Below are 7,717 nucleotides of genomic sequence, written 5' to 3'. Positions count from 1 at the left end.
TGTCGCCATCGACGTCGCTGCCGACGACCTGGCCGCTGACAGGCGTGTCTTCGTTCGTGGTCTCGGTGTAGTTGGGCACTGTCGGTGCATCGTTGACCGGGTTGACGGTCACGTTCACCGTGCTGGTGGTCGTGCCACCGTGGCCGTCGCTGACCGTCACCGTGAAGCTGTCGGTGCCGTTGAAGTTCGCGCCGGGGACGTAGGTGTAGGTGCCATTCGCGTTGACCGTCACCGTGCCGTGCGCTGGATCGCTGCCCTTGGTGTACGTCAGCGTGTCGCCATCGACGTCGCTGCCGACGACCTGGCCGCTGACAGGCGTGTCTTCGTTCGTGGTCTCGGTGTAGTTGGGCGCCGTCGGTGCGTCGTTCACCGGATCGACAGTGACCGTGATGGTGCTGGTCGTCGTGCCACCGTGGCCGTCGCTCACCGTGACGGTGAAGCTGTCCGTGCCGTGGAAGTTGGCACCAGGGACGTAGGTGTACGTGCCGTCGGCATTGACGATGACCGTGCCATGCGCCGGATCACTGCCCTTGGTGTAGGTCAGCGCGTCGCCGTCGACGTCGCTGCCGACGACCTGGCCGTTGACGGGCGTGTCTTCGTTCGTGGTCTCGGTGTAGTTGGGGACTGTCGGTGCATCGTTGACCGGATCGATCGTGACCGTGATGGTGCTGGTCGTCGTGCCGCCATGGCCATCGCTCACCGTGACGGTGAACGTGTCGGTGCCGTTGAAGTTGGCATTCGGGGTGTAGGTATAGGTGCCGTCCGCGTTGACCGTCACCGTGCCGTTCGCGGGGTCGCTACCCTTCACGTACGTCAGTGCATCGCCGTCGACGTCGCTGCCGACGACCTGGCCGTTGACCGGCGTGTCTTCGTTCGTGGTCTTGTTGTAGTTGGGCGCCGTCGGTGCGTCGTTGACCGGATTGATGGTCACGTTCACCGTGCTGGTGGTGGTGCCGCCATGGCCGTCGCTCACCGTGACGGTGAAGCTGTCGGTGCCGTGGAAGTTGGCACCAGGGACGTAGGTGTACGTGCCATCGGCGTTGACCGTGACCGTGCCGTGCGCTGGATCGCTGCCCTTCACGTAGGTCAGCGTGTCGCCATCGACGTCGCTGCCAACGACCTGGCCGCTCACGGGCGTGTCTTCATCCGTGGTCTTGGTGTAGTCAGGCACCGTCGGTGCATCGTTCACCGGGTCGACCGTCACGGTCACCGTGCTCGTCGTCGTACCGCCGTGACCATCGCTCACCGTTACCGTGAAGCTGTCCGCCCCATGGAAGTCCGGGTTCGGCGTGTAGGTGTATGTGCCATCCGGATTGACCGTGACAGAGCCGTTCGAAGGATTGCTGCCCTTGGTGTAGGTCAATGCGTCACCGTCGACGTCGCTGCCGATGACCTTGCCGTTGACAGGCGTGTCCTCGTTCGTGGTCTGGTTGTAGTTGGGCGCCGTGGGGGCGTCGTTGACCGGGTCGACGGTGACCGTGATGGTGCTGGTCGTCGTACCGCCATGGCCATCGCTCACCGTGACGGTGAACGTGTCGGTGCCGTTGAAGTTCGGGTTCGGCGTGTAAACGTACGTGCCATCGGGATTGACCGTGACAGAGCCGTTCGAAGGATTGCTGCCCTTGGCGTAGGTCAACGTGTCACCGTCGACGTCGCTGCCGATGACCTTGCCGTTGACCGGCGTGTCCTCGTTCGTGGTCTGGTTGTAATTGGGCGCCGTGGGAGCATCGTTGACCGGATCGACGGTGACCGTGATGGTGCTGGTCGTCGTGCCGCCGTGGCCGTCGCTCACCGTGACGGTAAACGTGTCGGTGCCGTTGAAGTTCGGATTCGGCGTGTACGTGTAGGTGCCGTCGGGGTTGACGACCACCGAGCCATTCGAGGGATTGCTGCCCTTCGTGTAGGTCAGCGCATCGCCGTCCACGTCAGTGCCCGTCACCTTGCCGTTGACCGGTGTGTCTTCGTTCGTGGTCTGGGTGTAGTTGGGTGCCGTGGGGGCGTCGTTGACCGGGTCGATCGTCACGGTAACGGTGCTGGTCGTCGTGCCGCCGTGGCCGTCGCTGACCGTGACGGTGAAGCTGTCGGCGCCGTTGAAGTTGGCGTTCGGGGTGTAGGTATAGGTGCCGTCCGCGTTGACCGTGACCGTGCCGTTCGCGGGGTCGCTGCCCTTCACGTAGGTCAGCGTGTCGCCATCGACGTCGCTGCCAACCACTTGACCGCTGACGGGTGTGTCTTCGTCCGTGGTCTGAGCGTAGTTAGGCACCGTGGGGGCGTCGTTCACCGGGTCGACGGTGACCGTGATGGTGCTGGTCGTCGTGCCACCGTTGCCGTCGCTCACCGTCACCGTGAAGCTGTCGGTACCGTTGAAATTGGCTCCAGGGACGTAGGTGTAGGTGCCGTCGGGATTGACCGTGACGGTGCCGTGCGCTGGATCGCTGCCCTTCGTGTAGGTCAGTGCGTCGCCATCGACGTCGCTGCCGACGACCTGGCCGCTGACAGGCGTGTCTTCGTTCGTGGTCTCGGTGTAGTTGGGCGCCGTCGGTGCGTCGTTGACCGGGTTGATGGTCACGTTCACCGTGCTGGTCGTCGTACCGCCATGGCCGTCGCTCACCGTCACGGTGAAGCTGTCGGTTCCATTGAAGTTCGGATTCGGCGTGTAGACATACGTGCCATCGGGATTGACCGTCACCGTGCCGTTCGCCGGATCGCTGCCCTTCACGTACGTCAGCGCATCGCCATCGACGTCACTGCCGACCACGCTTCCGCTGATCGGCGTGTCTTCGTTCGTCGTCTCGTCGTAGTCCGGAGCCTTGGGCGCGTCGTTGACGGGCGAGACCGTCACCGTCACCGTGCTCGTCGTCGTCCCGCCATGGCCGTCGCTCACCGTCACGGTGAAGCTGTCGGTGCCATTGAAATTGGGGTTCGGCGTGTAGACATACGTGCCATCCGGGTTGACCGTCACCGTGCCGTGCGCCGGGTCGCTGCCCTTCGTGTAGGTCAGCGTGTCGCCGCTGTCGATGTCGCTGCCGGTCACGCGGCCGCTCACGGGCGTGTCTTCGGCCGTGGTCTCGGTGTAGTCGGGCGCGGTGGGCGCGTCGTTGACGGGCGAGACGGTCACGGGCACCGTGACGGTGGTGGTGCCGCCCTTGCCGTCGCTGACGGTCACCTCGAAGCTGTCGGGCCCTTCGTAGCCGGGCTTGGGGGTGTAGACGAACTGGCCCGTGGTCGGATCGACGGTGACGGTGCCGTGCTCGGGGCCCTTGGCGACGGTGTAGGTCAGCGTGTCACGGTCCGGGTCGGTCGCGTGCACTTGTCCGCTAACAGGCTTGTCCTGATCGGTGACGACAGGCTCGGCCTTGCCTTCGGGGCCGCGGTTCTGCGCGGGAAGCAACGGCGGGATGAAGGCCGGGCCACCACCGCCGCCGCCGCCACCACCGCTCGCAGCGGCACCGACGCCCAGCACGCCGAGCGCGCCCAGCAGCCAGCCCGGCACGCCGTCGGGCAGCAAGGCACCGCCGGCGTCGTTCCATTCGATCTCGGTGAAGTGGAAGTCTTTCCAGGGCGCGGTGTACTGGCCCCACCACTGCACGCCGGCACCGTCTTCGAGCACGAGGTCGTTGCGGCCGGCGTCGGGGTACTCGGCGAAGAAGCCGCGCACGGCGACTTCCTGGCCGTCGCGCAGCACGAGCACGAGGTCGTCGCCGCGGCGCTCGAACTTGAGCACGCTCTCGGGCGCGATCTTCAGCGTGACGATCGACGGGCGATCCAGAACCAGAGGGGCTTCCGCCGTCGCTTTGCGGGATGACGCGCCACCAGACTTGTAAACAGCTTCCATGATTGGTCTTTCTCCTTGACTCCGGACCTCGGGCGAGCCCTCGCTTTCAGCGAACAGCCCGGGTCGCACGTTGGGAAATCTCGAAGGCCGCGGGTGGCTCTCGAGGACTCGCCGGCGCGACCCGGTGTGCGGATCACGCAGGCTTGCGCTTGCATGGGGCGGGATTCTTGGTTCGGGGGGGTGTCCGGACTTTTGCCGGAGAGGCCGTGGCGTTTGCCGTGGCGTACAACTGTTCACAAACGTGTGTGAATGTCGAATACTTCACACGATTGGCGAAAGAAAATCAGCAATTCGCAAGTTGGGAAAGCGAGCGCTGGCGGTCTTTTGGCTTACGGGCTTTTGCCGGAGCGTCCAATTCTTTTGATGGACGGAATCGGCCCGGCTATTTCCTGCAATACCGAACGGGCCCTGTCCAGCCCCCCGTTTTCCCTCTGACAGACCCCCTCGCCGCGGCACCTTTTTTAAGGCCTCGGGCGGCAATGGCGGGCGGATCGATCAGGAATGAAGACCGGTCATTGGATGAATTTGCATTTCTTGTGACAATGATTACCAAATTAATTCCTTGGTTACATTGTTTCGGTCACAGGGCGTTCCAACGCAGTGCCGGCGCCCCCTCTTTCCATGTCCTATTGGTCACCTCCGGAGCCCCGGAGAGCTCATCTGCTGGTTGTCGACGACAACGTCGACGAACTCAAGCTCTTGCTGGAAACGCTGCGGGGCACCGGCTACCGCATCACGCTCGCCTTCGATGCGATGGAGGGCTACCGGCGGGCGACGACGCTGCAGATGGACCTGGTGCTGCTGGACGTGCGCCTGGGCGGCACCGACGGGTTTGCCGCCTGCCGCCTGCTGAAGGCCGACCCGGCCACGGCGGACATTCCGGTGATCTTCGTGACCTCGTCGGCCAGCCTGGAAGAGCGCCTGACGGGCCTGCGGGCCGGTGCGGTCGACTACATCGTGAAGCCCTTCGACCCAGCCGAGGTGATGGCCCGCGTCGAGATTCACCTGGCGCTGGCGGAATCCCGCAGGGCGCGCATCGCCCCTGCCACGCAGGCGGCGCCCCCGCCCGACAGTCCCGCCGCGAACGACGGCGGCGCGCCGGGCTCGGGCATGGACCGCGCACTCATGCAGGCGGCGGAGCGGTTGATACTGGCCGACCTGAGCCGCGTGCTGCCGCTGCGCGAGCTGGCGGCGCGCGTGGGCACGCATGAAAAGCGCCTGTCGCGCGTGTTCAAGGAGCTGACGAATCGCACGGTGTTCGAGTTCGTGCGCGAAGCGCGGCTGCACGAGGCGCAGCGCCTGCTGCTCGAATCGGCCATGCGCATCGAAGAGATCGCTGCGGCGGTGGGGTTCTCGAGCGCCGCGAATTTCGCGACGGCGTTTCGCGAGTACTTCGACTGCACGCCCTCGGCCTGTCGCCAGGCCGGTGTCGAACGTTCCGGCACCTGACGCGCGATGCATCCGGTGCGCACACGCCCCTGGTGGGCAAGCGGCTTGCTGCTCGGCCTGGCCTTGTGGTTGTGGGGCTTCGCGGCCAGCGCGGCGGAGGCCGTCAGGTTCAGCGCGCTGAACCGGGGCAATGTCTCCGTCGAACAGACCGTCGAAGTGCTGGAAGACCCCACGGCCCGCCTGTCGGCGCGCGAGGTGCTCGCCGTGCCCAGCGGCGGTGCGAACGGGTTCGCGCCCGCCACGCCCGACCAGCTGATGCGCGGGTTCTCGACCTCGGCGGTCTGGCTGCGCCTGTCGCTGGTCAACGATGCGCAGGAAGTGCGCACAGCGCGGTTCGGGCTCAACGTGACGTGGCTGCGGAATGTCGACTTTCATCTGCTGCGCACGCGCAATGGCCAACCCGCATGGACGCACGCGCAGGCCGGCGTGTCCGACCCGATGGACGCCACGCACCGCCACGACCGCATTCCGCAGTTGCAGATCGACCTGCAGCCGGGCGAGTCGGTGCAGGTGCTGGTGCGCGTCATGAGCACGGGCCAGATCAAGCTGGTGCTGGAGCTGCACACCGACGAGGCGTGGCATCACATCGAACGCAACCATGCGCTGCTCAGCGGCCTGCTGATCGGCGGGCTGCTGGCCTTCGCGGTGTATTCGGCCGCGCTGTGGTGGATTTCGCGCACGCCGATGCTGGCCTTCCAGGCGGGGAGCTTTGCGCTGCTGGCGCTGTACGAGGCCACCTACCGGGGCTATGCGCGCATCGCGCTGTGGCCCGACAGCACCGTCTGGAGCTACCGCGGCCACAGCGTGATGGTGGCGGCCACGGCGCTGTGCCTGCTGCTGTACTTTCACGAGCGCGGCCGCCAGAGCCCGGTGCGCGTGCCCGGGCGCCCGCTGCTGTTCGTGCTGGCCGGCGTCGAGATCGTCGTGCTGCTGGGCACCCTGCTCGGCCCCTACGCGACCTTCGCGGCCATCGGCATCGTGAACGCGCCGCTGATCGTGCTCGCGCTGACGGTCTGCACCTTCATCTACCAGCGGCGCGCCGGGCCGGGCGGGCGGCTGTCGCTGCTGGTGATGTTGGTGATCTGCGTGGGCGCACTGATGCGCATGTCGGCGCTGATGTTCGCGGAGCGCTCGATGTCCGACTTCGACCACTATGCGCTGGCGTTCCCGGGCATGCTGGTCGGCGCCTTCGCGATCACGGCGTGGTCGTTCCAGGAAACGCGCCAGCGCAATGCGGCGCAGCAGACGCTGCTGGCGTGGCAGGCCCAGGAACAGCAGCGGCTCGAAGAAGAAGTGGTTCGCAAGACCCGCGCCCTGAGCGAGGCGCTGGGCCAGGCCGAGCAGCGCACGCGCGAACAGAAGGAACTGCTGGCCTACATCAGCCACGACCTGCGCGCGCCGGTGGCCACCATCCTGGGCAACCTGAAGCTGATGCAGGACGGCAGCGACACGCCCGCGCCCGCGCGGCTCGCCACCATCGAACGCAGTGCGGCCTACCAGCTGGAGCTGATCGATGACCTGGTCGACTACGCCAAGGGCGAGCTGGCGCCGCTGGCCGTCGAGGCGCAGCCGGTGCAGCTGCGCACGCTGGTCGACAACGTCGCGCAGTACGCGCACGCGCTCGCGCAGCGACAGCACAACAGCTTCGAACTGACGATCGACGGCGAACTGCCGGCCCTGGTCCGCCTGGACGGCAAGCGGCTGCAGCAGGTGGTGCTGAACCTGCTGTCGAACGCGGCCAGGTTCACGCGCAACGGCACCATCGGGCTGCGCTTGCAGGCGCAGCCGTCCGGCGGCGCGTGGCAGCTGCACTTCGAAGTGACCGACAGCGGCACGGGCATCGACGCCGACACGCTCGAGCGCATGACGCGCCTGCTGGCCGACAACGCGCCCAGCATGGCGGGCGGCGGCCTTGGGCTGGTGATTGCGCAGCGCATCGTGCAGCGGATGGGCGGGCGGCTCGCCATTCACAGCGGCATGGGCTCGGGGACGCGGGTGGTGTTCTCGCTGTCGACCGAGCCGGCGCCTTCGGATGCGCCTGCACCGCCGCCATCGGAACCCATCGCCGCGCCGCGCCCGCGCGCCAGGCCCCGGGCGCGCGGCCGGCTGCTGCCGGTGCTGACGCCGCTGTCGCCGGCGCAGAAGGACGAACTCGAAGTGCTCGCCCGCGACGGGCGCTGGAGCGACCTCCACGAGTGGGTGAACCGGCTGGCCACGGAGGCGCACAGCCAGCCGATGGTGCTGACGCTTCGCCAGGCGCTGGACCGGCTGGATTTCGAGCAGATCCGGCTGATTGCGCGCGCGGCGCCTTTGCGTCCGCTGTAGCCCGCTCTCACTCGCTCTCGCCCGCCAGGGCCGCGCCGCCAGAACCCATGCGACCGGCAGGGTCGCCCCATGGGTGGGCTTTCGCTTTCTATTTCGATATATCTAGAA

Annotated in this window: 3 protein-coding genes; 2 read left to right on the top strand and 1 reads right to left on the bottom strand. The window is 66.7% G+C overall.

Going from position 1 to position 7,717, the window contains the following annotated elements:
• Positions 1-3,835, bottom strand: a 3,835-nt coding sequence (locus AC07XP_RS20110) for a tandem-95 repeat protein (RefSeq protein ID WP_495265660.1), incomplete at its 3' end; no start/stop codon positions are given.
• A gap of 621 nt (positions 3,836-4,456) precedes the next feature.
• Between AC07XP_RS20110 and AC07XP_RS20105 the strand changes: the two genes are divergently transcribed.
• A complete protein-coding gene (locus tag AC07XP_RS20105) occupies positions 4,457-5,284 on the top strand; it encodes a response regulator transcription factor (protein ID WP_095746131.1) in 828 nt (275 codons plus the stop codon).
• A gap of 15 nt (positions 5,285-5,299) precedes the next feature.
• Positions 5,300-7,609 (top strand): sensor histidine kinase, encoded by a 2,310-nt coding sequence (locus AC07XP_RS20100; RefSeq protein WP_495265659.1) that lies wholly within the window; start codon positions 5,300-5,302, stop codon positions 7,607-7,609.
• The last annotated feature ends 108 nt before the right edge of the window (positions 7,610-7,717 follow it).

The sequence above is a fragment of the Variovorax sp. GW531-E2 genome, from assembly GCF_059423125.1.
This window is presented reverse-complemented; position numbering and strand designations above follow the sequence as displayed.

What these genes read in the sequence shown, in the direction of transcription:
- AC07XP_RS20105 (WP_095746131.1), top strand. Translation starts at nt 4,457, where the DNA reads ATGTCCTATTGGTCACCTCCGGAGCCCCGGAGAGCTCATCTGCTGGTT.